Annotated in this window: 22 protein-coding genes; 20 read left to right on the forward strand and 2 right to left on the reverse strand. The window is 30.9% G+C overall.

The genetic code is table 11. The features are described 5' to 3' along the window. Positions 1 to 33 precede the first annotated feature (33 nt). Together spoIVA and L1S46_RS02920 are read left to right on the forward strand one after the other, a co-directional pair. Entirely contained in the window at positions 34 to 1,512 is a 1,479-nt protein-coding gene (spoIVA, locus tag L1S46_RS02915; RefSeq protein ID WP_238899195.1) for a stage IV sporulation protein A, read from the forward strand. Between the two features lie 441 nt (positions 1,513 to 1,953). Further along, the gene (locus L1S46_RS02920; protein WP_011968477.1) at positions 1,954 to 2,379 is read left to right on the forward strand and encodes a hypothetical protein; all 426 of its coding nucleotides are present in this window, start codon (positions 1,954 to 1,956) and stop codon (positions 2,377 to 2,379) included. 286 nt (positions 2,380 to 2,665) lie between these two features. Here L1S46_RS02920 and L1S46_RS02925 read toward each other — a convergent pair whose 3' ends face one another. Next, on the reverse strand, positions 2,666 to 3,484 hold the full coding sequence (locus L1S46_RS02925) for a hypothetical protein (protein ID WP_238899196.1): 819 nt from the start codon (positions 3,482 to 3,484) through the stop codon (positions 2,666 to 2,668). A 576-nt stretch (positions 3,485 to 4,060) separates the two neighbouring features. Between L1S46_RS02925 and L1S46_RS02930 the strand changes: the two genes are divergently transcribed. The 16 genes from L1S46_RS02930 to L1S46_RS03005 all read left to right on the forward strand — a co-directional run bounded on the left by L1S46_RS02930 (position 4,061) and on the right by L1S46_RS03005 (position 19,332). Then, on the forward strand, positions 4,061 to 4,942 hold the full coding sequence (locus tag L1S46_RS02930; RefSeq protein WP_017210774.1) for a YicC/YloC family endoribonuclease: 882 nt from the start codon (positions 4,061 to 4,063) through the stop codon (positions 4,940 to 4,942). 14 nt (positions 4,943 to 4,956) lie between these two features. Next, positions 4,957 to 5,229: a DUF370 domain-containing protein gene (locus L1S46_RS02935; protein ID WP_011968480.1), complete on the forward strand. Its 273-nt coding sequence runs from the start codon at positions 4,957 to 4,959 to the stop codon at positions 5,227 to 5,229. Next, positions 5,229 to 5,867 (forward strand): guanylate kinase, encoded by a 639-nt coding sequence (gene gmk / locus L1S46_RS02940; protein ID WP_017210773.1) that lies wholly within the window; start codon positions 5,229 to 5,231, stop codon positions 5,865 to 5,867. Before L1S46_RS02935 ends, gmk begins: the two co-directional genes overlap by 1 nt. Next, on the forward strand, positions 5,848 to 6,066 hold the full coding sequence (gene rpoZ, locus L1S46_RS02945; RefSeq protein ID WP_011968482.1) for a DNA-directed RNA polymerase subunit omega: 219 nt from the start codon (positions 5,848 to 5,850) through the stop codon (positions 6,064 to 6,066). Before gmk ends, rpoZ begins: the two co-directional genes overlap by 20 nt. Before the next feature lies 1 nt (position 6,067). Beyond that, positions 6,068 to 7,252 carry a bifunctional phosphopantothenoylcysteine decarboxylase/phosphopantothenate--cysteine ligase CoaBC gene (coaBC, locus tag L1S46_RS02950; RefSeq protein ID WP_011968483.1) on the forward strand — a complete coding sequence of 395 codons (1,185 nt, stop codon included), beginning with the start codon at positions 6,068 to 6,070 and terminating at the stop codon, positions 7,250 to 7,252. 180 nt (positions 7,253 to 7,432) lie between these two features. After that, the gene (priA, locus tag L1S46_RS02955; protein WP_238858632.1) at positions 7,433 to 9,631 is read left to right on the forward strand and encodes a primosomal protein N'; all 2,199 of its coding nucleotides are present in this window, start codon (positions 7,433 to 7,435) and stop codon (positions 9,629 to 9,631) included. Positions 9,632 to 9,643: 12 nt separating this feature from the next. Further along, positions 9,644 to 10,102, forward strand: coding sequence for a peptide deformylase (def, locus tag L1S46_RS02960; protein WP_017210771.1), 459 nt, complete (start codon positions 9,644 to 9,646; stop codon positions 10,100 to 10,102). Between the two features lie 22 nt (positions 10,103 to 10,124). Then, on the forward strand, positions 10,125 to 11,051 hold the full coding sequence (gene fmt / locus L1S46_RS02965; protein ID WP_238899197.1) for a methionyl-tRNA formyltransferase: 927 nt from the start codon (positions 10,125 to 10,127) through the stop codon (positions 11,049 to 11,051). Positions 11,052 to 11,066: 15 nt separating this feature from the next. After that, entirely contained in the window at positions 11,067 to 11,759 is a 693-nt protein-coding gene (locus L1S46_RS02970) for a zinc metallopeptidase (RefSeq protein WP_017210769.1), read from the forward strand. Positions 11,760 to 11,773: 14 nt separating this feature from the next. Next, a complete protein-coding gene (gene rsmB, locus L1S46_RS02975; RefSeq protein WP_017210768.1) occupies positions 11,774 to 13,093 on the forward strand; it encodes a 16S rRNA (cytosine(967)-C(5))-methyltransferase RsmB in 1,320 nt (439 codons plus the stop codon). Positions 13,094 to 13,104: 11 nt separating this feature from the next. Next, on the forward strand, positions 13,105 to 14,166 hold the full coding sequence (gene rlmN, locus L1S46_RS02980; RefSeq protein ID WP_011968489.1) for a 23S rRNA (adenine(2503)-C(2))-methyltransferase RlmN: 1,062 nt from the start codon (positions 13,105 to 13,107) through the stop codon (positions 14,164 to 14,166). Continuing rightward, complete coding sequence (locus L1S46_RS02985) at positions 14,150 to 14,869, forward strand: Stp1/IreP family PP2C-type Ser/Thr phosphatase (protein ID WP_011968490.1); 720 nt, start codon at positions 14,150 to 14,152, stop codon at positions 14,867 to 14,869. Before rlmN ends, L1S46_RS02985 begins: the two co-directional genes overlap by 17 nt. 1 nt (position 14,870) lies before the next feature. Then, complete coding sequence (pknB, locus tag L1S46_RS02990; protein ID WP_238899198.1) at positions 14,871 to 16,814, forward strand: Stk1 family PASTA domain-containing Ser/Thr kinase; 1,944 nt, start codon at positions 14,871 to 14,873, stop codon at positions 16,812 to 16,814. Between the two features lie 367 nt (positions 16,815 to 17,181). Continuing rightward, complete coding sequence (gene rsgA / locus L1S46_RS02995; protein WP_011968492.1) at positions 17,182 to 18,054, forward strand: ribosome small subunit-dependent GTPase A; 873 nt, start codon at positions 17,182 to 17,184, stop codon at positions 18,052 to 18,054. Then, complete coding sequence (gene rpe, locus L1S46_RS03000; RefSeq protein WP_011968493.1) at positions 18,048 to 18,692, forward strand: ribulose-phosphate 3-epimerase; 645 nt, start codon at positions 18,048 to 18,050, stop codon at positions 18,690 to 18,692. Before rsgA ends, rpe begins: the two co-directional genes overlap by 7 nt. 4 nt (positions 18,693 to 18,696) lie before the next feature. Continuing rightward, positions 18,697 to 19,332 (forward strand): thiamine diphosphokinase, encoded by a 636-nt coding sequence (locus tag L1S46_RS03005; protein WP_017210765.1) that lies wholly within the window; start codon positions 18,697 to 18,699, stop codon positions 19,330 to 19,332. A gap of 488 nt (positions 19,333 to 19,820) precedes the next feature. On the opposite strand, the gene rpmB is transcribed toward L1S46_RS03005, so the two are convergent. Then, positions 19,821 to 20,012, reverse strand: coding sequence for a 50S ribosomal protein L28 (rpmB, locus tag L1S46_RS03010; protein WP_008424849.1), 192 nt, complete (start codon positions 20,010 to 20,012; stop codon positions 19,821 to 19,823). A 916-nt stretch (positions 20,013 to 20,928) separates the two neighbouring features. Between rpmB and L1S46_RS03015 the strand changes: the two genes are divergently transcribed. After that, positions 20,929 to 21,279 (forward strand): Asp23/Gls24 family envelope stress response protein, encoded by a 351-nt coding sequence (locus L1S46_RS03015; RefSeq protein WP_077305179.1) that lies wholly within the window; start codon positions 20,929 to 20,931, stop codon positions 21,277 to 21,279. A gap of 13 nt (positions 21,280 to 21,292) precedes the next feature. Continuing rightward, a complete protein-coding gene (locus tag L1S46_RS03020; protein WP_238899199.1) occupies positions 21,293 to 22,933 on the forward strand; it encodes a DAK2 domain-containing protein in 1,641 nt (546 codons plus the stop codon). The last annotated feature ends 37 nt before the right edge of the window (positions 22,934 to 22,970 follow it).

Here is a 22,970-nt window from a genome sequence, read left to right on the forward strand (position 1 = left end):
TATATTGGAAAAAAGAATATGGGAGGGAAAAATGTGGACAATTTTAACATATACAAAGATATAGCCGATAGAACCCAAGGGGACATATATGTAGGAGTCGTAGGACCAGTTAGGACAGGGAAATCTACATTTATTAAAAAGTTCATGGATCTTATGGTAATACCTAAAATTGATAATACTTATAAAAAGGAAAGAGCAAAAGATGAGTTACCACAGAGTGGCTCAGGAAAAAATATTCACACAACAGAACCTAAATTTGTACCTAATGAAGCAGTAGAAATAAATTTAGGGGATGAAATAAAATTTAAAGTAAGGATGGTTGACTGCGTAGGATATATTGTAAAAGGAGCATTAGGATATCTAGATGGTGAGGAAACTAAAATGGTTCATACACCATGGTATGATTACGAAATACCTTTTGAGGATGCAGCAGAAATTGGGACAAGAAAAGTTATAAAAGACCATTCAACAATAGGATTAGTAATTACAACTGATGGAAGTATAACTGGAATAGATAGAAATGACTATGTAGAACCAGAAGAAAGGGTAATATATGAATTACAGTCACTAAATAAACCATTTATTGTAGTTCTTAATACTAATAAGCCTAATTCTCAAGAAACTAAGGCATTGAAAAAAGAATTAGAAGATAAATATAATGTAACTGTTCAAGTTATGGATGTTTATAATATGGAAGAACAAGATATTGAGGATTTATTTAGACACGTACTTAAGGAATTCCCTGTAAAAGAAATAAATATTGATATGCCTGAATGGTTAGAAAAATTGGAATGTAACCATTGGCTAAAAAAAGACTTTTTCAACATAATTATGAACATGAGTCAAGATGTCTCTAAGGTAAGAGACATAAAATACTGCTTAAATGATTTTGAAAATGAAGACTTTATGGGAAAAGCAACCATAAATGAAGTTGATTTGGGTAGTGGAACAGCAAAAATATCTATGAAACCTAAGGATGGAATTTTCTATAAGGTTCTTAGTGAGATATGTAATTTAGAAGTTGGTTCAGAAAGTGACTTACTAAGCATAATAAATGACCTAAGTCATGCAAAATGTGAATATGATAAGGTTAAAGATGCATTAGAAGATGTAAGAGAGAGTGGCTATGGATTAGTTGCACCACAACTTTCGGAAATGAAGTTTGAGGAGCCTGAAATAGTTAAACAAGGTAATAAATATGGAGTTAAATTAAAGGCAAGTGCTCCAAGCTTACATCTTATAAAGTGTGATATTAAAACTGAGATAAGCCCTATAATGGGATCAGAAAAGGAATCCGAAGAACTAGTAAAAGGCCTTCTAGAACAATTTGAAACAGATCCAGCCCTTCTTTGGCAAAGTAATATGTTTGGAAAATCTTTAGAAGTGTTAGTAAAAGAAGGATTACAAAATAAGCTATATAAAATGCCAGAAGATGTTCAAGTTAAGATTCAAAAAACTTTGCAGAAAATTATTAATGAAGGTAATGGTGGATTAATCTGTATAATACTTTAAAAAATCTGATATAAAGATTTTTATAATTTAATCCTAACAAAGTGTTGATTTTATATTGTAGTTAAGTAAATTAGTTATATTAGTGATACTACATATTAGGCATAATAAAGAGAATAACGAGTGCATATGCCAAGCCTATTTTCAAGTACATGGGGAGGCTCCACTCTCTAAGGTCCATGAGCAAGCGATTTACACTTAATCATAGGTTTTGGTTCTCGGCTCACGGAGGCAGAGAACCAAAATAGGCTAGATATAAGAGGAATCTGCTTCCATGCCTAATGAAAATGATCATGGTATCTTGGGTTCGTTTTTCTCGTATATGCCTTATGTATTGTAAAGTAATAAAATCAACACTTTTTTTACCATGATTTTTTATTTAAGTGGTGGAAAAATACATACTACTGGGATATAATAAAAGAAAGGATATAAATGAGGGGTATTATGAAAAGAGAGTATAAAGCTTATAAGAAAGTTGGTAAAATTAAAATCTCTATAAGTGAGCTCTTAGAGCTTGATTTACCTAGAATAGTTTATGCCTCTCCAGGTGTTGTAAACCATATAAAAAAAAGACATGGTAGGCAATTCACAAAAAAAATCAAGGATAATATAATAGATACTATAGAAAAAGTGATTAAAGATCCACAATATGTTGGTGTGAATTATAAGAGATCAGTTGGTGACTCTCTTGAATTAGTTAAGAAGGTTGATAATATTATCTTACTTTTAGGATTGGAAGTTGATTTAGAAGATCAATATATATATGTCGCAACTATGTATCCAATAACATTATCAAAAATGAATGCTAGAATATATAAAGGAAGATTAATAAAAGTTGAAGATAGTGAATTAAAAGAAAATATATTATAATTAATTTTGAAATAAATTTTGTTTTTTGAGGTGAGAAAAGGCTCCTCACGCGCTAGTCTTAGTAATCAGAGATGCAGGATACGCCGACCTGCCAAAAAATAAATTATATTAGAGAGATTACTTAACAATGGTTTAATAAATAGTTGTTAAGTAATCTTTTGCTATTTATAGAATACTAGGAATCTTTGATTCCTAAGAATATTTTCTCAATTAACTATTTGCAAAAATTAGTTGTTGAATAACCTATGCTATAATGTTACGTTCTGTATATATTCCATAAAGAATATTATTTTGAGGGAGTAAATTCATTCAATACAGCAGTTTCTTGGTCTGCAGTTATAGTTCCAGCAGTTACTAATGCATCAAGTTTAGTTTTAAACATGTCTTTGTGGTTTCCGCCATTGAAATTACCTTGTGGTTTTAGAGCATTTTCTATTGATGTTTCCTTTTCTGATGTTAAAGTTCCAGCTGTTACTAAACTGTCTAAAGCTGCTTTAAATCCACCTTTTTCATTACCAGCATTAGTTAATGCAGTTTCTATTGCTGTTTGTTCATCTGATGTTAGGGTTCCAGCTGTTACTAATTCTGCTAACTTGTTCTTAAACATGTCTTTGTGGTTTCCGCCATTGAAATTACCTTGTGGTTTTAGAGCATTTTCTATTGATGTTTCCTTTTCTGATGTTAAAGTTCCAGCTGTTACTAAACTGTCTAAAGCTGCTTTAAATCCACCTTTTTCATTACCAGCATTAGTTAATGCAGTTTCTATTGCTGTTTGTTCATCTGATGTTAGGGTTCCAGCTGTCACCAATTCTGACAACTTATTCTTAAACATGTCTTTGTGGTCTCTGCCATTGAAATTACCTTGTGGTTTTAGAGTGTTTTCTATTGCTGTTTCTTGATCTGATGTTAGAGTTCCTGCTGTAACTAATGCATCTAACTTAGTTGCAAATCCTCTACCTTGCATTCTTTGGTGTTGAGTTGTTGATGTATCACTTGTCGTATTAGATGTATCTGCTGCAAATACCCCTATACTACTTGATCCTATAATTAGGCTTGCTAAAATGGCTCCTGTTATAACCTTACTATTTATGCTTTTACTTTTCATATTGATTACTTCCTTTCTAAACCTTTTTCAATAAAATTTTGTTTATTAGCTTTTATTTGCCTTAATTATAAATAGCTAATATTACAATTATGTCACAGAAATTAGTAAATATTGTTACATATTCCTTTGGATTCAATCGTATTAAAATACATTTGTTATTTAAATTAGCAACCACTGCAATAAGGTATCTCTATAAATGCATAAATAAATTTTTTCATAAATATGAAACCTTTAAATTTTATATATAAAGTGAGTATTCTGTCTAGTTTATAATAATGTACCTTTACTAGATACAATTATTTTAAATAACTTGTCACTAATCAAGATATTATCTTTAATTATGAAAAATATTATTGGTTATACTTGTTTTTGCGTGATTTCAAGCAAGTTGATGACAAACGGCAAACCGAACAACCCTTCACTAATCTCTAGTAAAGAGATGAATTTAAGGTTTTATAAGGTTTGTAAATATAAATGTTAACAATTTGTGAACAGAATGTTGACATAGAAATTTATTATGATTATACTTAGTAAAGCAAACTCCAAATTGTTTAAAAGTTAAAAGGAGGTGTACAGTTGATAAAAAGTATGACTAGCTTTGGAAGGGCTCAAAGCGAAGATGGAAGAAAGTCAAGTTTCTCTATAGAGATGAAGAGCGTAAATCATAGATATTTAGATATAAATATAAGAATGCCTAGAACGATGTTGGCTTTAGAAGAGAAGATAAGAAAGATAATTAGTAAAAGACTAAATAGAGGTAAAGTTGATGTTTTTATTAATTATAAAGCATATGGAAATAACATTGGAAAAGCAAATCTAAATATGAAGTTAGCTGAAGAGTATTATAAATGTTTAAAACAAATCCAAAGTGAATTGAACGTTATTGATGATATATCTACAACTAAAATAGCTAAATTTCCTGATGTTATTACATTGGAAGAGTTGGATGATGATTTAGATGATATTTTTAGCGAGATATCGCCTCTGATTGAATCGGCTCTAGATTTAATGAATGATATGAGATGCAAAGAAGGCGAAAAATTAAAAGTTGATATTTTATCAAAAATTGAGATTATAGAGAATTATGTTGAAGAAATAGAAAAGGTAGCTGATAGTATTCCAAAGAATTACAAGAAGAAACTTGAAGAAAGATTGGAAGAACTATTATCTGGTGTTGATATAGATGAAAGCAGGATAGCATTAGAAGTGGCTATTCTTTCAGATAAAGCAGCAGTAGATGAAGAAATAACAAGACTCAGAAGTCATTTAAGCCAAATGAAAAGTACGTTAGATTTAGATGAACCTATTGGAAGAAAGTTAGATTTCATAATTCAAGAAATGAATAGAGAAGCTAATACTATAGCATCTAAATCAACAGAAATAAATATGACTAACAAAGTAATAGAGATAAAAAATACCATTGAAAAGATAAGAGAACAAGTTCAAAACATTGAATAATTAGGAGGTAAAAAATGGGAATAAAGTTAATAAACATAGGCTTTGGGAATATAGTCTCTGCTAATAGATTAGTTGCAATTGTGAGTCCTGAATCAGCACCTATTAAAAGAATTATTCAAGAGGCAAGGGATAGAGGTATGCTAATAGATGCTACTTATGGAAGAAGAACTAGAGCTGTAATAATAACAGATAGCGATCATGTTATTTTATCAGCAGTTCAACCTGAAACAGTAGCTCATAGATTATCTACAAAAGATGATATGGCAGTTGATGAGGATGATGAATAATGATTACTAAAGGGAGAGGTCTATTAATAGTTATATCAGGACCGTCTGGTGCTGGAAAAGGTACTATATGTAAAAGATTTATGGAGAAAAATAAGGATGTAATGTTGTCTGTATCAGCTACTACAAGATCTCCAAGAGTTGGAGAAGTAGAAGGCATTAATTACTTTTTTATGTCCAAAGAGCAGTTTGTAGAAAAGATAGAAAGTAATGATTTCTTAGAATATGCAGAAGTGTATGATAATTACTATGGTACACCTAAATCTAACGTTGAAGAAATGTTACAAAGTGGGAAAGATGTTATTCTAGAAATAGATATACAAGGTGCATTAAAAGTTAAAGAAAACACAAGAGAAGGAGTTTTTGTATTCATTCTTCCACCATCTATGGAAGAGTTAAAACAAAGAATCATTAACAGGGGCAGTGAAACTAACGAATCTCTAATGAAGAGATTTAAATCAGCGTATAAGGAAATTAATTTTATTTCAAAATATAATTATGCAGTAGTAAATGATAAAGTAGAGATAGCTGTAGAAAAATTAGAAGCTATAATATCTGCTGAAAAATGCAGAGTAGATAGAATAAAAGATAGTATATTAGATTCAAAGGAGGGAATTATTCATGAACAACTCTATGATTAGTCCATCAGTAGTAGACTTATTAGAAAAGATACATGACAGATATTCTTTAGTAATTTTAACATCAAAAAGGGCTAGACAAATAATAGAAGGTGCAGAACCTCAGATTTCAATAAAATCAAATAAACCTTTAACAATTGCAATAAATGAAGTAGATCAAGATGCAGTTGAATTTGAAATTTTAGAAGAAGGTCTTAAATAAAATGAAAAAGAATTTAGTGTTGGGTGTAAGTGGTGGAATTGCAGTATATAAGGCATTAGAAATAGTAAGTTTACTTGTTAAAAAAGATATTAATGTTAATGTAATTATGACAGAATCAGCTACTAAATTTGTGACTCCATTATCATTTCAATCTTTAAGTCAGAATATGGTTACATGCGATATGTTTGCAGAACCGAAAGCTTGGGAGATTCAACATATAAGTTTAGCAGAAAAGGCAGATGTATTCTTAGTAGCACCTGCTACAGCTAATATAATAGGTAAAGTTGCAAATGGAATAGCAGATGATATGCTTTCGACTACAATAATGGCAACTAAGGCAAAAGTGATTTTTGCGCCTGCAATGAATACCAATATGTATGAGAATCCTATAGTCCAAGAAAATATTAAGAAATTAAAGTCACTTGGATATGAATTCATAGACCCAGCTGAAGGAAGACTTGCTTGTGGAACAAGCGGTAAAGGTAAACTTGAAAGTCCTGAAATTATTGTTGACAAAGTTTTAATGGAATTAAATGAAAATAAAGATTTGCTAAATAAAAATGTTGTAGTAACAGCAGGTCCAACTATAGCACCTATAGATCCGGTGAGGTTTATTACAAATAGATCAACTGGAAAAATGGGTTATGCTATAGCAAAGGAAGCACGAAATAGAGGAGCCAATGTAACATTAATATCTGGACCAACATCAATAATAGCTCCAAAAGATATTAATGTTGTAGAGGTTTCTACAAATGAAGAAATGAAAAATGAAGTTATGAACATATTTGATGAAGCAGATATAGTAATAAAGTCAGCTGCAGTTGCAGATTATAAGCCTAAAAATTATAGCACACAAAAAATAAAAAAAGGTGATGGAGAGCTTTGCATAGAATTTATTAGAGATAATGATATTCTAATGGAGCTTGGAAGCAAAAAGAAAAATCAAATTCTAGTAGGATTTGCGGCTGAAAGCCAAGAGTTAAAAGATAATGCTATGTCAAAACTACAAAGAAAAAATTTAGATTATATTGTAGCAAACGATATAACAGCAAGTGACACTGGGTTTGCCTCAGAAGATAATAAAGTAATAATCTTGTCTAAAGAAGGTAAGGAAATTTACTTAGATAAGATGAGCAAAGAAAAAATTGCAACTAACTTATTTGATATTATACTTGAGAAGCGCTAGAATTTGCGCTTCTTTTATTAATATTGGAAATACTTATACATATGATACGCAAATGAAGGTAGATGTATAAGTATGAAATAGTTCTGATTATTAGTTTTTATGTAATAATCAGAATGTTAATTATCTAATATTGAATATTGTTAATATAAGATTAGATGTGAGGTGGTAGGTATAAATATCATGTATGCTGAAATAATTATAAATAGTGATGCTTTGGAGATTGATAAGCCATTTACATACAAAGTACCTAGCGAACTTCAGGATAAAATAGGAATAGGATTTAGAGTTAAAGTGCCTTTTGGGCCTAAAAGCAGACCAATAGAAGGCTTTGTATTTTCAATATTGCAGGAAGATGATTTAATTAATTTCAATTATAGAGTGAAAGAGATTTTAAATATATGCGATGATTATGCTATATTAACAAACTATGATATGGAAGTAATTAAATTTTTAAGAAGAAAGTATTTATGTAAATTTATTGATGCAATCCGACTTATGATTCCTGTTGGAATTATGAAGGGGTTAAGGGAAAAAAAGAAAAAAGTAGTTTTAGTAAATGAAGAAATACATGAAGATCAGCTTGATAAAGAAAATTACAAAAAATTATATGATTTCGTAGCTAGCAACAATGGGATTTATACAAAAACAGAAATTGTTAGTAATGGATGCTTTTCTTTATACCTATTAAATAAGTTAATAGAAAAAGGTATACTAAAAACAGAAGAACAAACAGTATTTAGATACAATACTCGAATATATGATACTGATAGTAATAAGAAACTTACAAGAGAACAGGAAAACTGTCTTAATACGATTTTAAACAGTCCTGATCAAAAATATCTAATAAAAGGTGTTACGGGATCTGGGAAGACAGAAGTATATATAAGACTGGTTGAAGAAATGTTAAGTCAAAATAAAAGTACAATTGTTTTAGTTCCGGAAATTTCATTAACCCCTCAGATGATTGAACGATTTAAGGGACGATTTGGAGAAAATGTTGCACTTTTTCATAGCAGGTTAAGTGATGGTGAAAGATTTGATGAGTGGTATAGAGTAAAAGAAGGGAAAGCTAAATTAGTTATAGGAGCACGAAGTGCCTTGTTTTTGCCGCTTCAGAATCTTGGACTTATTATAATTGATGAAGAACATGAAAATACATATAAATCAGAACATAATCCTAAATATCATACTAGAGAAGTAAGTGAGTTCATATGTGAAATTAAGGACTGTAAATTAGTTATGGGGTCAGCAACTCCGAGCATTGAAAGTTACTATAAAGCTATTCGTGGTGAATATAAACTAATAGAAATGCATAAAAGAACTAATGGGAAAGAAATGCCGCATATGGAAATAGTAGATATGAGGGAAGAATTGAAGAGTAAGAATTTATCATTGTTCAGTAGGAAACTTTTGGCTGAAATAGAGGCAACTTTAAAAGATAAAAAGCAGGTAATTTTGTTTCTAAACAGAAGAGGGTATTCAACATTTATTTCGTGTAGAAGTTGTGGATATGTATTCAAATGTCCAGAATGCGATGTTTCTATGACGTATCATAAGAATGGATATTTGATATGTCATTACTGTGGAAGAGCAGAAAAATCAAAAACTGTATGTCCAAAATGTAATAGTAAATATGTGAAATTTTTTGGAGCAGGAACAGAACGTGTTGAATTAGAAGTGAAAAAGTATTTTCCGAAATCAAGAGTATTAAGAATGGATGTTGATACTACACGACATAAAAATTCTCATGAATCAATTTATAATTGTTTTAAAAATGGAGAAGCAGACATCTTAATTGGAACACAAATGGTGTCAAAAGGATTAGATTTTAAAAATGTTACACTGGTTGGAGTTTTAGCGGCAGACATGTCTTTAAATCTGCCTGATTACAGAGCTTCTGAAAGAACATATCAAATAATAACGCAGGTTGCAGGCAGATCTGGAAGAGGTGAAGATGAAGGCAAGGTAATAGTTCAAAGCTATACGCCAAACCATTATAGTTTAAAGTGTGCTCAAGAAGAGGATTATGAATCTCTATTTAAAGAAGAAATAAAGATTAGAAGGTTGATGGAAAATCCTCCTTTTGGTAAAATATTATTAATTGTTGGATCTTCAAAATTTGAAGAAAAATTAACAAAATTTATGTATACTTTAGAAGCCGATTTGAAAAAATTAGTAGTAGATGATCTTAATATTCTCGGACCAGTTCCTTGTATAATTTCTAGATTAAAAGAAAATTACAGATGGCAGATAATAATAAAAGGAAATTTTGATGATGAGTTTAGTGAAAAAGTTAAAGATACACTTTATCTATTAAATAAGAGTGTATATAATGAAATAAGGGTTAGTATAGATATTAATCCTAACAATATGACTTAGGGGGAATACAAAATGGCATTAAGAAATATAAGAAAATATGGTGATGACGTACTAAGAAAGAAATGCAGAGAAGTTGATAAAATAGATGATAGATTATTGACATTAATTGAAGATATGAAAGAAACAATGTATGATGCTGATGGTGTTGGTCTTGCAGCTCCTCAAGTTGGAATATTAAAGAGACTATTTGTTGTAGATATTGGAGATGGGCCACTAGTATTTATTAATCCAGAAATAATAGAAACAAATGGGTCTCAAATAGACGAAGAAGGATGCCTTAGCTTACCAGGGGAAACAGAAGAAGTTATGAGACCTAATTACGTTAGAGCTAGAGCTTTAAATGAAAAGGGAGAAGAATTCGAAATAGAAGCTGAAGAATTACTTGCGAGAGCTATTTTGCACGAATATGATCATTTAAATGGAACTCTATTTATAGATAGAGTTAAAGGTAGGGGAGCTTCAAAAAAATAAATACTGATAGGAGGATAATATAATGAATATAGTATTTATGGGTACTCCTGATTTTGCAGTTCCTTCTTTGCAAAGAATGATTAAAGAGTACAATGTTACTGCTATTTTGACTCAACCAGACAAACCAAAGGGTAGAGGAAAGAAAATGGCGTACTCTGCAGTTAAAGAAGAAGGATTAAAACATGAAATCCCAATATACCAACCAATAAAGTTAAAAGACGATAGAGATTTGATAGAGAAATTAAAAGAGCTAAAACCAGATTTTATTATAGTAGTGGCATTTGGGCAGATTTTAACTAAGGAAGTATTAGATATACCGAAATATGGATGTATAAATCTTCATGCATCTTTGCTTCCGATGTATAGAGGTGCTGCACCACTAAATTGGGCAATAATAAATGGAGAGAAGAGTTCTGGAAATACCACAATGCTTATGGATGTTGGTTTAGATACAGGAGATATGATTCTTAAGGATGAAGTTGAAATTACTAATAATATGACAACTGGTGAATTACATGATATATTAATGGTTAGAGGAGCAGATTTACTTGTAAAAAGTATAGAGGGAATTTCAAAAGGCGATATAGTCCCAGAAAAGCAAGGAAATGAGACTTTTTATGCCAAGATGCTTGATAAGAATATCGCTAATATAGATTGGAATAAAAGTGCTGAAGAGATTCATAACTTAGTTAGAGGACTAAATCCATGGCCAATTGCTTACACTGATTATAAGAACGAAAGAATGAAGATATATGAAACAGAAGTTCTAAAAGAAAAAAGCACTAAAGAGCCTGGTACTATTATAGATGTAAGCAAAAATGGAGTAAAAGTTTCATGTAAGGAAGATGTTCTATTAATAAAAAGAGTACAGTTTCCTAATGGTAAGCCTTTGACGATAGAACAATATATTAATGGACATGAAATAGAGGAAAATATAATTTTACAATAATGGAGTTGATGTATAATGCATTTTTATCCGTTTTTTGATCCGACAATGATATTATTAGTTCCAGCTATAATAATTTCATTTTGGGCTCAATCCAAAATTAATAGCGCTTATAGCGAGTATAGCCAAGTAAGAACAATAAATGGATATACTGGTCAACAAGTTGCAAGAATGATGTTAGATGAAGCTGGTCTTTTTGATGTTAGAATAGAATTGATAAATTCAAAGCTTGGAGATCATTATGATCCTGCAAGTAAAATCCTTAGATTGTCTCCGGAGGTATATTCAGGTGCATCTATTTCTTCAGCAGGCATAGCTGCCCACGAGGTCGGGCACGCATTGCAGCATAAAGAAAGGTATGCTCCACTAGTAATAAGAAATTCCATTGTGCCAATTGTAAATATTGGCTCAAATGTATCATGGATGCTATTCTTTGTTGGTATATTATTAGGTTTTAAGGGATTAACTACACTTGGAATAATTTTATTTTCAGGGGTTGTAATTTTTCAGCTAATAACATTACCGGTAGAGTTTGATGCATCAACAAGGGCTTTGAATATATTAAAGTCAAGAGGAATACTATATGGTGACGAAACTAAAAGTGCACAAAAGGTTTTAGACGCAGCAGCAATGACATATGTAGCTGCGACATTAATGGCAGTATCACAATTAATAAGATTAATTGCTATAAGCAATAGAAGAAATGATTAGTAAAGAGGTAGCGTATGAATTGTAGAAAATTAGCAGTAAAGATATTAGGAAGAGTCTTAAATGAAGGGGCTTACTCTAATATTGTATTAGCAAAAGAGTTAAATGAAGCAGAATTAAGTGATAAAGATAAAGCACTATTAACTGAAATTGTTTATGGAGTTTTAAGAAGGAAAAAAACATTAGATATTATAATTTCGAACTTTGTAAAAGATCTTAAGTTAATGAACAAAGATATCTTAAATATTTTAAGAGTAGCAATATACCAAATGAACTTTTTGGATAAAATACCTAGCTATGCTGCTTGTAATGAAGCGGTAGAGGAAGCAAAAGAAATATCAGAAAATGATTCAAAGTTAGTAAATGGAATACTTAGAAATTTCACTAAAAATCCTGATGATATTGAAGTTGTAGGAAATAAAATTGACGAATATGCATATAAGTTTTCATTTGAACCTTGGATGATAAGACTTTTAATAAAGCAATATGGTGAAAATGTATCAAAGAAAATAATGTCTGGATTAAATTCAATTCCACAAGTAAGTGTTAGAGTAAATGAACTTAAAGCTGATTATGATGAAGTATTTGAAAAATTAGAAGAACTTGAATATGAAGTTGAAGAAGGTGTTATTTGCCCAGAAGCAATTTGCATAAAAGGTGGTAAATCTATAGAAAATAATCCGTTATTCCAAGAAGGAAAAATCACAGTTCAAGATGAAAGTGCAATGATTATAGCACCATTATTAGAATTGGAAGAAGGAATGACAGTTACAGATTTGTGTAGTGCACCTGGTGGTAAAACTACTCATATTGCTGAAATACTTCAAAACACTGGAAAAGTATTAGCGTATGATCTTCATGAATCTAAACTTGGATTAATAAAAGAAAATTGTGAGAGATTGGGTATAACTAACGTTGAAGTTAATACAAGTGATGCAACTAAATTAAACCCAGATTTAATAGCATCTAGTGATAGAATCTTAATAGATGTTCCTTGTTCAGGGCTTGGAATAATAAGAAAAAAACCAGAAATAAAGTGGAACAAGACAAGAAATGAGTTAAGAGAAATTATAAAAGTTCAAAGAGATATAATGGAATGTGCATGGATGTATTTAAAAGAGGATGGAATAATGATATATTCAACTTGTACATTAAATAAAGAAGAAAATGAAGAAAATATTGAGTGGTTTGTTAGCAGACATAAAGACTGTAGCGTGAAAAAGATCTTTATTGGTAAACAAGATAACTTAGTATACAATAGAGATGGCTCTCTAACTATTATGCCAAATGAAAATATGGATGGATTCTTTGTGACTAAATTAGAAAAAAGACAATAGTAGGTGAATAAATGAACAATTTGCTAGATTTTACTTTAGAAGAACTTAAAGCATGGATGAAGGAAAATGGTGAAAGTGCATTTAGAGGTCAACAAATATTATCATGGATTTATAAAGGTGTTAAAGAATTTGATAATATGAAGAATATACCAAAGCCATTAGTACAAAAACTAAAAGAAAATTTTTTTGTAGGTCTGCCAAAGATAATAGAAGTATATAAATCTAATATAGATGGTACAGAAAAGTTCTTGTTAGGATTTAAGGATGGAAACTTAATAGAATCCGTACTAATGAGATATAAGCATGGAAATTCCATATGCATATCCACTCAAGTTGGATGTGCAATGGGATGCAAATTTTGTGCATCCACAATTGAAGGTAAAGTTAGAAATCTTACAACTGGAGAAATTTTATCGCAAATTATGGTTGTTCAAGATTATATCAATGAAAGGATTTCTAACGTCGTATTAATGGGAAGTGGCGAACCACTTGATAATTATAATAACGTTATAAAGTTTCTAGAAATAGTTTCTGCTGAATATGCATTAAATATTGGGCAGAGACATATAACATTATCTACTTGTGGAATTGTACCTAAGATATACGAATTAGCAGATAAGGAACTTAGCATAACTCTAGCTTTATCACTACATGCATTTAGTAATGATAAGAGAAAAGAAATTATGCCTATAGCTAATAGGTATAGCATTGAGGAAATATTAGAGGCTTGCAGATATTATATAAATAAAACTAATAGAAGAATTACGTTTGAGTATGCGCTAGTGAAAGACGTGAATGATGGCAGAGAAGATGCAAAGGCATTAGGCAAATTGTTAAAAGGTATGCTTTGTCATGTTAATTTGATTCCAGTAAATGAAATAAAAGAAAATACATATAAGAGATCTTCAAAAAAGGCAATAGAAGATTTTTCAGAAATACTAAAAAATCATGGAATAGAAGTTACTACAAGACGTGAAATGGGAAGTGACATTAATGCAGCGTGTGGACAACTTAGAAGAAGTTACATAAATACCCAAGAAATAGAGGGGGAGCAAAATGGTAGGTTTAGTTAGTGATGTTGGGTTAAGGCGAACATTAAATGAAGACTCTGCTTCGTATTTAGAAAGAGACGAATTCAAAATTTATGTAGTGGCAGACGGAATGGGTGGACATAATGCAGGAGAAGTCGCTAGTCAGATGGCTGCAACAAATATTGTTGACTATGTAAGAGAAAATTTTTCTTCGAGTAGAGCAGAAAATTTGCTTGTAGAAGCTATAGAAAAAGTAAATAAAGATATATTTACTTTTTCTAACACTAGCGAAAATTTAAGTGGAATGGGAACTACTGTTACAACTTGTTTTATGACTAAAAATTTTATACAGGTTGCAAATGTAGGTGATAGCTGTTGTTTTGCAGTTAAAAATAATGAAATTAAGAAGATTACTAAAGATCATTCTTTAGTACAAGAACTAGTTGATATTGGGAGTATAAGTGAAAAAGAGGCGGAAAATCATCCTAAGAAAAATATTATTACAAGAGCATTAGGAACTAGCATTAATGTGAATGTAGATATATTTCAGTTAGAGAACAGAGAATATGATCTTTATATATTGTGTTCAGATGGATTGACAAATGAATTAACTAAAGAAGAGATTCTACAAGTCGTCACTGAAGGAGAAAGTTATGTAAACATTGCTAATAAACTTGTATACTTGGCAAAGCAAAACGGTGGCAGAGATAATATAACAGTATTGTTGTTTGGAGGAGAGATGTAGCATGGATGGAATTGTACTTGGAAACAGATACGAGTTGTTAGAAAAAATAGGGGAAGGCGGAATGTCAGAAGTATTTAAGGCAAGAGACAATAAATTAAATAGGTTTGTTGCAGTTAAAATACTTAAGAAAGAACTTTGCGACAACCCTGATATTGTAGAAAAATTTAAAGGTGAAGCAACAGCTGTTGCAGCCTTATCTGACAATAATATAGTAAATATACTAGATGTAGGAACACAGGATGAAATAAATTATATTGTAATGGAATATGTTAAAGGAAAAACATTAAAAGATATTATAAAACAAGTTGGAAAGATGAATTATGAAACAGCTATATCAGTTGCAATTCAAATAGCCAAAGCTTTAGATTGTGCTCATAGAAACAATATAATACATAGAGATGTTAAGCCACAAAATATTTTAGTAACAGAAGATGGAGTTATGAAAGTAACTGATTTTGGAATAGCAAAATCATCAAATTCTGAAACTATTACAAATACTAGTACAATAATGGGATCTGCTCATTATCTTTCTCCAGAACAAGCAAAAGGAAATTTTATTGATTGTAGAACGGATTTATATTCATTAGGAGTTGTATTATATGAGATGGTTACTGGAAATCTCCCATTCCAAGCAGATACTGCTGTAACTATAGCTTTAAAACATCTTCAAGAAGAAGTTGTTCCGCCAAAAAGTGTTAATTCAAAGATTCCTGAGAGTTTAAATCAATTAATTTTAAAGTCAATGGAAAAGGATCCTATTAAGAGATATCAGAATGCTAAAGAAATGATCTCAGATCTCCAAAGAATAAAGGATGATCCTAATGCAAAGATAGATAAAGAAGACGACAATGATCATACTATAATAATGTCTGCTGTGACCGAACAGATAGCAAAGCAAGAGGAAAAGTTGCCTAATAAAAAAGATGATGACTATGATGATGAAGACGATGATGATTATTACTATGAAGACGATGAAGATGAAAAAGGCAGTGGAATAAACAAGAAGAGAATAATGAAAATAACAATAGGTGTAGTTTTAGCATTATTGTTAATAGTTTTAGGTGTTGCAGCTTTTAAAATGGTTAGTTCTGCTAGTGCTAACAGCAAAGAAGTTGAGGTTCCTAATATAGTAGGAAAGAATGTTGATGATGGAAAGAAAGCACTTGAAGCTATAAATTTAGTTTTAGTGGAAGGTGGAACTGAAGCAAGCGATCAGCCAGAAGGAACTATTCTTAAGATGAATCCGGATGCTGGAACTAAGGTTAAAGAAAAAAGTCAGATTAGAGTTATTGTAAGTGGAGGAGCAACAAAACTTAAAATGCCTGATTTGAAGGAGTATGATATAGATACTGCAACTACTATTTTAAAATCCTTTGGACTTAAGATTAGTGATAAAAGCGAAGCTTTTAGCGATAGTGTACCAGAGGGACAAATAATAAGTCAAACTCCGAAAAAAGATACTGAAGTAACAGCAGATGATAAGATAACAGTTGTTGTAAGTAAAGGACCGGAAGTTAAGACTACAAAAGTACCTAGCGTAGTTGGTAAAGACCAAGATACAGCTACAGGCGAATTACAAGATGCTGGTTTAAAAGTATCTGTAAATTCCCAAGAAACACAAGATGAGAGTCAAAACGGTAAAGTTTTAAAACAAACAGGAGAAGGAAATAGAGTGGAGCAGGGAACTACAATTGTTATAACAGTTGGTAAATATGTTGCAAAACAAGATCCACCTGTAACTAATAATCCTACTCAAGGAAATACTAAGCCGGGTGGAAATGGAAGTACTCCTGATAAAAATACTGGAGGAACAGGTGGTACTACTGATACACCAGGAAAGACTCCTAATACTCCAGGCACAACTAATCCTACAGGCCCATGGGATGATACAAATAACAGCCAAAACAACACTCAACCTAAAACATCAAATCAAAACCATCAATAATAAGTAAGGAGAGGTTCATAAAAACCTCTCCTTCTATGATATATATATTGCAATTCACAATGCACATTTCACAATTACGGCTAAAATTCTTACAATATTTTTAGAATTATGATGAAGGATTATTTTTTGCAATATATATTTATAGTTAGATCTACATTAAATCTCTAAAAAGAAAATATACTATGATAGAAAATACTAATTTAGGAATTTAATATATTTTGCAATTAAGTTGCTAAGTTCTAGTTGTATTTATGCATTTGGCTTATTAAAATCTTAAACCTAAAGTTATCTAATTTATCATTGCTGCATATATTAACATTCTATAAAAGAATATATAAATTTATTTTATAAGTTATGGAGGGAAATTATGAATGGAAAAATAATAAAGGGCATAGGAGGCTTTTATTATATTAAGACAGACCAAGGCTTAATAGAATGCAAAGCTAGAGGGAAATTTAGACATAAGGACATAAAACCTATGGTAGGGGATGATGTTACAATTAAGATGGAACATGGAAAAGGCGTTATTGAAGAGATACATGAGAGGAAATCTGAATTGGTTAGGCCCACTGTAGCAAATGTTTCTTTAGCATTTGTTGTTTTTGCAGTTAAGAATCCAGACATAAATTTTGATTTATTAAATAAGTTTTTAATTCTATGTGAATATAATAACATTGAGGTTATAGTTTGCTTAAATAAGATAGATTTAGTATCGGAAGAAGAAAGAGAAGAAATAAAGAAGAGAATAAATGTCATAGGTTATGAGGTTCTCTTTATAAATGCTAAAAAAGGAATAGGGATAGAGCGTTTAGAAGAAAAGATTAGAGGAAATATAACAGTTTTTTGTGGACCATCGGGAGCAGGAAAGTCAACATTAATAAACAAGCTTTCAAACAAAGAACATATGGAAACAGGTAATGTAAGCGTGAAGCTTGGGAGAGGTAAGCATACTACAAGGCATAGTGAGTTAATTGAGGTGGCAGATGGATATATTGTTGATACACCTGGATTTTCTACACTAGAAATAAAGGATTTAATGGATAAAAATTCTTTAAAATATTGTTTTCCTGAATTTACACAGTATAATGATAAGTGTAAATATAGAGGTTGTTTACATTATAAAGAACCAAATTGTGCTCTAAAAGAGGCTGTAGAAAGCGAAAAGATTAATAGATACAGATACGAATTTTATGTAAGAGCATTAGAAGAAATAATTGAGGAGGAAAAAAATAAATGGTAAAGATTGCACCATCAATATTATCAGCGGATTTTTCAAAATTAGGAGAGGACATAGAAAGAATAGATAAAGGAGGAGCGGATTTTATTCATATAGATGTAATGGATGGATCTTTTGTTCCTAATATATCTTTTGGTTTGCCAGTTATAAAATCTATTAGAAATAGAACAAAGAAGGTATTTGACGTTCATTTAATGATAAATAATCCATCAAATTACATAGATGCTTTTATAGAGGCTGGGGCTGATATAATTACAATTCATCATGAGGCGGATAAACATATAGATAGAACAATTAATTATATTAAGTCAAAAGGAAAAAAAGCAGCGATTTCTTTAAATCCAGGAACTCCAACAAGTGTATTGAAAGATTTAATACCAAGTTTGGATATGGTGTTGATAATGTCTGTTAACCCAGGATTTGGAGGACAAAAATTCATACCTTATTCTCTAGATAAGATTAGAGAGATAAAAGAACTTAGCGATAGATTGAACCCAGGGCTTTTAATAGAAGTTGATGGTGGTATTGATAAGACAAATGTTAAAGAGGTTATAGAAGCAGGTGCAAATGTCATTGTTGCAGGTTCAGCAGTGTTTAATGGTGGGGAAATTGATGAGAATATAAAAGCTCTAAGGGGGTAATAATTTGAATGTTGCAATTGTAAGTGGAGGAAACCCACCTTCAGAGAAGTTACTAAAGAAATATATTAGTGAAGTTGAATTTATAATAGCAGCTGATAAGGGAAGTGAATGCCTTTATAAGTATAATATTATTCCAGACTTGCTTTTAGGTGATTTTGACTCTGCCAAAAAGGAAATTTTAGATAATATGAAGTTAAAGGTTAAGGAAGTCTTGGAATTTCAACCAGAGAAAGATTATACTGACACTGAAATTGCAGTTATGGAAGCGATAAAAAGAGGCGCAGAAAAGATATATCTATTCGGGGCAACTGGAACTAGAATGGATCATACACTAGGAAATATAGGACTTATGCTAACTACGAAAAAAAAAGGTGCTAATTTAGAAATATTAGACGATAATAATAGACTTTACCTTGGAGAAAATAAAATGAGGTTATACGGCAAATATGGTGAAAATATATCATTTCATGCATTAAGCGATAAAGTAAGCAAACTTCAAATTAGTGGTGGAAAATACAATCTACCAAGTTATGATTTGGGTTTATTAGATCCACGAGCTATATGTAATGAATTTATTGATACACCAATAGATATAACTTATGAAAAAGGAGAGTTATTAGTTATTCATTCCATAGACTAAATATTCATGAACTTATTTAATTATTTTTTATATTTAAAAGTGGAACATTTTGAGTAGTAACTGAATATTAATATAATAAGACGGATTAAATTTTCATTTTAATTTTTAATATATTAATATTTGGGAGGACTTGTAAATGAAAATAATAGCTTTTAAACTACCTAAGTTTCTATCTAATATAATAAAGTTTTTTAGAAAAAAAGGCTAGAAGTACATAATGTATAATTTAGTTTTAAGCTTTCTAAATAGCTTTAGGCGTAATCAAAAAAATAACAAGTCCATCTGCCAAGAAAAGTTCCTTGTTGCAGCATAGCTGCTCTTTTCATCATGCTTCATCAACAGATTGAACTAATAGGCTCGCTATGAGCCCGATCTGCTTCTTCGCCTGATGAAAAATAACCATGGCATTTTAGACTCGTTATTTTCTTTCATATGCCTTAAAAATAAAAAATGCAATTGGGATAACAATTGCATTTTTTATTATGAACTTATATTGCTCTTTGAACCTTTCCAGATCTAAGGCATCTTGTACATACATGAACAGTTTTTGGTGTTCCGTTAACTAAAGCTTTTACTTTCTTTATGTTAGGAGCCCAAGTTCTCTTTGATTGACGATGTGAATGGCTATAGCTTACTCCAGCTACAACACCCTTATCACAAATTTCGCATCTTCTTGCCATTAGAAAACACCTCCTTATATTCCAAAGATAATCATCTTCAATAGGACAGTGTAAATTATATCATAGGAAAATGTAATAGGCAAGATAAATTATTAATTATAAATTAAAAATTATGTATTGGCAGTTAATATGCGGCTTTACAGCGAAAATGAAACTTATGTGAATACCTGCCGAAATTTGATATGTATTATGTTGTAATTCACAATTCACAATTACGGCCAAAATTCTTGAAATATTTTTAGAATTATGATGAAGAATTATTTTTGCAATATATATTTATTTCATAGGTAAATTATTCTCTTGATTATGTTTTAAAAACTTTTTGGAAGGAAAGACTTTGTAGAGATAGATTTTTAAAGAAGAGAAGGAAATGATGTGGTTGTACTTTATGTTTTCTAAGTGGAGTATAATCTTGAGTGAACTTAATACTTTTTTCTGGGGAAAAGATCTTGATTGCAGTTAGTTAGTATTGAATTGTGATCTACACTCTTTTCATATGTATGTTTTTTATAAATTTATGATCTAGGTTGCAGTTTGTGCTTTTTTATTGAGAATTATATTAATTGGATTCGATTCTTTTCTCTAGGAAGTAAGCTTGATTGTAGTTAATAAGTTCCGAATTATGCTTTTAACTCTTTTCATATATGCATGCTTTTTTATAAATTTGTGATCTTGATTTTAATTTTAGCTTTTTTAGGAAAGGATCTTAATTTCAGTTTGTGTTTTTTTAAGGAAAAATGATCTTGGTTGCGCTGCGCGCTTTTTTAGAGGCAAATGATCGTAATTGCACTTCGTGCTCTTTTTAAAGGTGTATATTTTTTGAATACTTGAATAAAATATTGTTCTAATATAGAATAGAAAATAAGATGTAAATATAGAATAGAAAATAAGATATAAGAATTTAGGAGGAATATGGATGGTTGGATTTTCAAACGAAAATGGTAATATAAATTATTCAGAGGAAGTTATAGCAAAAATTGTTGGATTATCCACAATGGAATGTTATGGAGTAGTTGGAATGGTTTCTAGAAATGCTGGTGAAGGCTTTTGGGAACTTATTGGTATAGAGAATTTTGGTAAGGGTGTAAAGATACAGCTAACAAGCGAGAAGAAATTACAAATAGAATTATTTGTAATGGTTGAATACGGAACAAAGATATCGGTTATATCTAATAATATAATTCAAAAAGTACGTTATAGTGTTGAAAACTATACAGGACTTAAGGTGTCGTCCATAACAGTAAATGTGCAAGCGGTTAGAGTTTAGGAGGTTAAACTAAATGGAATATACAAAGATAAATGGCCATGATTTTTATAACATGGTTGTGAATGCTAGCAATAAATTGCTAGAGCAAAGTGATTTCGTAAATGCACTTAACGTATTCCCTGTTCCAGACGGAGATACTGGAACTAATATGTCTATGACGTTTAAGGCAGCAGTTAAAGAGATAGAAGATATGGATAGTGATTCTATAGGGGAAATATCAAAAAAATTAGCTAAAGGTGCTTTAATGGGAGCTAGGGGTAACTCTGGTGTTATATTATCGCAAATACTTAGAGGTTTTTCTAAAGGCCTAGAAGGAAAAAAAGAAGTAGATATTAAAGAGTTTGCAGTAGCCTTTTCAGAGGGATCAAAGTCAGCATACAAAGCGGTAATGAGACCGACTGAAGGTACTATACTTTCTGTAATTAGAGCCGCTGCTGAAGCAGCAGTGTCATCTGATGCTAAGGATATGGTTGGCTTTATGGAAGAGATAACAGTTAAATCGAAAGAAATGTTAGATAGAACTCCAGAATTATTACCCGCACTAAAAAAGGCTAAAGTAGTTGATTCAGGTGGAATGGGGCTTTACATTATACTTAGAGGTATGTTTGAAGCATTAAAGAATGATATTAAAGCTGAATTAAGTGATATAAAAATAAGTGGCGCAAATGGTACTTTAGCTAAATCTACAGAAGAAATTGATATAAAGTTTGGGTATTGTACTGAATTTATAATACTTGGTGACGCCAAACGTGCACAAGATTTCCAAAATGAGATAGAGAGCCTTGGAGATTCCATGATAGTTGTTGGATATGATGATGTTATAAAGGTGCACATACATACTAATGATCCTGGATTAGTCTTATCAAAGGCAGTTGCTATAGGGGAATTATCAAAGATAAAGATTGATAATATGAGAGAAGAGCACAGAGAGCTATTAATAAATACTAAGGAATTAACAGAAACTTCATCTGAAGATGAAGTTGGTGATGGTGAAAAGAAAAAGTATGGCTTTATAACAGTTGCTATGGGAGATGGAATTTCAAATATCTTTAAGGACTTGGGAATAGACTATGTCATTGAAGGTGGCCAGACAATGAATCCATCTACTCAGGACATTTTAGATACTGTTGAGAAAATAAATGCTGAACATATTTTCATTATGCCGAACAATAAGAATATAATTATGGCAGCTAATCAGGCGGCAGAAATATCAAGTAAAAATATATTAGTAGTACCTACAACAACTATTCCTCAAGGAATAGCATGTGCCACAATGTTTAACCATGATTCTGAAGTTGAAGAAAATTTCACTAATTTAAAGGATGCAATTGAAGTAGTTAAAACTGGTTCGGTGACATATGCAGTACGTGATACAGAAATTGATGGAATAGATATTAAACAAGGAAATATGTTAGGACTTGTAGAAGGTAAAATAAAAGAGGTAGGCGAAGACAAGAAGGTTGTTGCCGGTAAAGTTCTAGAAGATATGATAGATGATGAAAGTGAACTTATTACTGTATATTATGGTGAAGATGTAAGTGATGAAGATGCAAATGAATTCGAAGTTGAGCTACAAGAAAAGTACGAAGACTTAGATATTCAATTTTACAAAGGAAATCAACCACTATATTACTTTTTAATATCAGTAGAATAAGAAATAGTAAGGGCGCCTAATGCTAGGTGCTCTTATT

The sequence above is a fragment of the Clostridium sp. YIM B02500 genome, assembly GCF_022324665.1.
GTDB classification, from domain to species: domain Bacteria; phylum Bacillota; class Clostridia; order Clostridiales; family Clostridiaceae; genus Clostridium; species Clostridium beijerinckii.

Bases quoted from the DNA above. Each gene is read 5' to 3' on its own strand.
- priA (WP_238858632.1), top strand. From the start codon at position 7,433: ATGTATGCTGAAATAATTATAAATAGTGATGCTTTGGAGATTGATAAG.
- pknB (WP_238899198.1), top strand. From the start codon at position 14,871: ATGGATGGAATTGTACTTGGAAACAGATACGAGTTGTTAGAAAAAATA.
- L1S46_RS03015 (WP_077305179.1), top strand. From the start codon at position 20,929: ATGGTTGGATTTTCAAACGAAAATGGTAATATAAATTATTCAGAGGAA.
- L1S46_RS02925 (WP_238899196.1), bottom strand. From the start codon at position 3,484: ATGAAAAGTAAAAGCATAAATAGTAAGGTTATAACAGGAGCCATTTTA.
- coaBC (WP_011968483.1), top strand. From the start codon at position 6,068: ATGAAAAAGAATTTAGTGTTGGGTGTAAGTGGTGGAATTGCAGTATAT.
- def (WP_017210771.1), top strand. From the start codon at position 9,644: ATGGCATTAAGAAATATAAGAAAATATGGTGATGACGTACTAAGAAAG.
- rlmN (WP_011968489.1), top strand. From the start codon at position 13,105: ATGAACAATTTGCTAGATTTTACTTTAGAAGAACTTAAAGCATGGATG.
- rsgA (WP_011968492.1), top strand. From the start codon at position 17,182: ATGAATGGAAAAATAATAAAGGGCATAGGAGGCTTTTATTATATTAAG.
- rpoZ (WP_011968482.1), top strand. From the start codon at position 5,848: ATGAACAACTCTATGATTAGTCCATCAGTAGTAGACTTATTAGAAAAG.
- rpmB (WP_008424849.1), bottom strand. From the start codon at position 20,012: ATGGCAAGAAGATGCGAAATTTGTGATAAGGGTGTTGTAGCTGGAGTA.
- L1S46_RS02985 (WP_011968490.1), top strand. From the start codon at position 14,150: ATGGTAGGTTTAGTTAGTGATGTTGGGTTAAGGCGAACATTAAATGAA.
- L1S46_RS02970 (WP_017210769.1), top strand. From the start codon at position 11,067: ATGCATTTTTATCCGTTTTTTGATCCGACAATGATATTATTAGTTCCA.
- L1S46_RS02935 (WP_011968480.1), top strand. From the start codon at position 4,957: ATGGGAATAAAGTTAATAAACATAGGCTTTGGGAATATAGTCTCTGCT.
- fmt (WP_238899197.1), top strand. From the start codon at position 10,125: ATGAATATAGTATTTATGGGTACTCCTGATTTTGCAGTTCCTTCTTTG.
- gmk (WP_017210773.1), top strand. From the start codon at position 5,229: ATGATTACTAAAGGGAGAGGTCTATTAATAGTTATATCAGGACCGTCT.
- L1S46_RS02920 (WP_011968477.1), top strand. From the start codon at position 1,954: ATGAAAAGAGAGTATAAAGCTTATAAGAAAGTTGGTAAAATTAAAATC.
- rsmB (WP_017210768.1), top strand. From the start codon at position 11,774: ATGAATTGTAGAAAATTAGCAGTAAAGATATTAGGAAGAGTCTTAAAT.
- rpe (WP_011968493.1), top strand. From the start codon at position 18,048: ATGGTAAAGATTGCACCATCAATATTATCAGCGGATTTTTCAAAATTA.
- L1S46_RS03020 (WP_238899199.1), top strand. From the start codon at position 21,293: ATGGAATATACAAAGATAAATGGCCATGATTTTTATAACATGGTTGTG.